Below are 2,147 nucleotides of genomic sequence, written 5' to 3' on the forward strand. Positions count from 1 at the left end.
ACGGACGGCAAATATGAGTTCACAACGCTGCCTATGGGCATGCAAGCGGCGAGCGCGATCTTCCAGCGCAACATGGACGTTCTGCTTTCGGGTCTCCAACCGGAGATCGCGATCTCGTTCATCGACGACGTGTTGATTCACGGCGGAGAGACATTAGAGGAGCATTTGTGCAAGGTCGTACTCGTGCTCGACCGCATTGGTGGCGCCGGCTTCACATTCCGTCCCGACAAGTGCTACTTCGGCATGCGGGAGATTGAATGGCTCGGTAGCCACATCGGCAACGGCACGATTCGGCCCGACGATAGCAAGACCAAGCAGATCACGGAAGCCGAATTCCCGCGCGACGCCGAGGCCTTAGGCCAATGGCTAGGGCTCGTGCAGTGGTGTAGCCAAAACATCCACCGGTGCGCCCTCACGCTTGCGCCGTTGCATGCACGCAAGAAGGCTCTGACGGACAAAGGCGGCTTCGACTACGCGCCGACGGAGGAGGAGTTGACGAGCTTCGCAGAGATCAAGGAGTGGATCAGCGATCCGGAGAAGGGTGTGCTGGCGCTGCCCGACTTCGAGAGTCCGTTCTACCTCTTGTGCGATGCCGCCAACACGGTCGGCATGGGCGTCATTGTGGCGCAGTGGCGAGACGGACGCATGCGTACGGTCGCGTACTACTCTCGCCAATGGAAGACGGCGGAGTCGCGTTGGCACTCGTTAGAGCACGAGTGTTGCACGGTGTACGAGGGTATCCGGCGGTTTAGCAACTGGTTACACGCTAAGTTTTACATCGAAACGGATGCCGAGCCACTAGTGTGGCTGCGTAACGTCAAACGCCCAAAGGGCAAGTACGCGACGTGGACCATGGAAATGCAGTGCTACGATTGGACGATCACGCACAATCCGGCTAGGGACCACCGAGGACCGGACGCGCTATCGCGACTAGCGTCGGTCCTACCCGCGCACGTGCACGGGAGGATGGCCTACGACCGAACTCACGGGACCGGCCTGCTCAAGGACATGCCGGCGGGAAACTCCAACGGCGAGTCCAACGGCGGCGCGGAGACGAACGAGCGGTTCGTGGCCAACCTCACGGTGACCGGAGCGGCTTACGCACCCGGATCGTTTAAGCGCAAGCGCGTGTCACCGGTGGTCTTCACGGCGTCAGCGCTATTCGCGATATGGCGCGACGGCGAACTCGTGTTGCCATCCACGGTCAAGTACGCGAAGAAGGAGCCGCTTCAGGAGTGCGCGTTGCGAGCGCTCATGCCCTTCGGGAGCAAAGGCGCCTTGGACGCGCTCTTGAAGGACAACGACATCGTCATGCCATTGAGCGACACCCGATACGTGCTCGTGCCCACGAACACGTCCGCCGCCGATCAAGCCCTTAGCGTGCGCGGTACGCTCGCGGGTTGGATCACCCTCGGCGACACGGACGTGGGCCAGCTACCTTGGGCGGCAACTAGCGATGCTCGGGTGGCAAAACGAGTCCAAGCCATCGTGACCGAGGTGAGGACGAGGCAGCTCGACCGGCACAGGCACCACATTGCGCTCATTACCGCCGTAAGCCACGCCATGGAGAGGGACGCCTTCCTCTTCAACGGGCACGACGATGCGGATGCTTCGCACGAAGGGCTAGTCGCCGTGGTCAATCCGGAACACGAGGCGGCGAGCGACATCGGCGCTCTCGACGATGAGGCACGTCGGTTCCTCGAGCGCGGCGCGCTCGACGATGGTCGGGTGATGCCTCGAGGGGTCATCGATTCCCTCCAAGCTTCGGACGACGTGCTGCGACGCATGCGGAAGCAAATCGAGACGGCGAAGGAACCGATCTTGAGCGTCGACTTCGAATACTCTCCGGGTCGATGGCGAGGAGCCACCGTCATGAGCTTGGTGCAAGTGGCGGTGGGCGACGTGATCGCCGTCTTTGACGTCTTGGCGCTTCCGCAATTGCTCAATGAGGACGGCTCGGTCGAGGCGCCATCGCTACGGCATTGGCTGCAGAGCTCGAAGTGCTCCAAGGTCACGCAAGCATGTGCATCCGACGCTAAGATCTTGGAGGCGGAGCACGGCATTACCATGGCCAACGTGTTCGACACCGCCATCGCCGACCTCGTCTTGCGCGGCGACACCAACATGCGCAAGCTCGACGTCCTACT

The 2,147-nt window shown here is 61.7% G+C and carries 1 protein-coding gene; it reads left to right on the top strand.

Annotated features, from left to right (window positions below):
- Nucleotides 1–2,147, top strand: a 2,147-nt coding sequence (locus GY725_19840) for a hypothetical protein (GenBank protein ID MCP4006438.1), incomplete at both ends; no start/stop codon positions are given.

The sequence above is a fragment of the bacterium genome, from assembly GCA_024226335.1.
In the GTDB taxonomy this organism is placed as follows: Bacteria; Myxococcota_A; UBA9160; order SZUA-336; family SZUA-336; genus JAAELY01.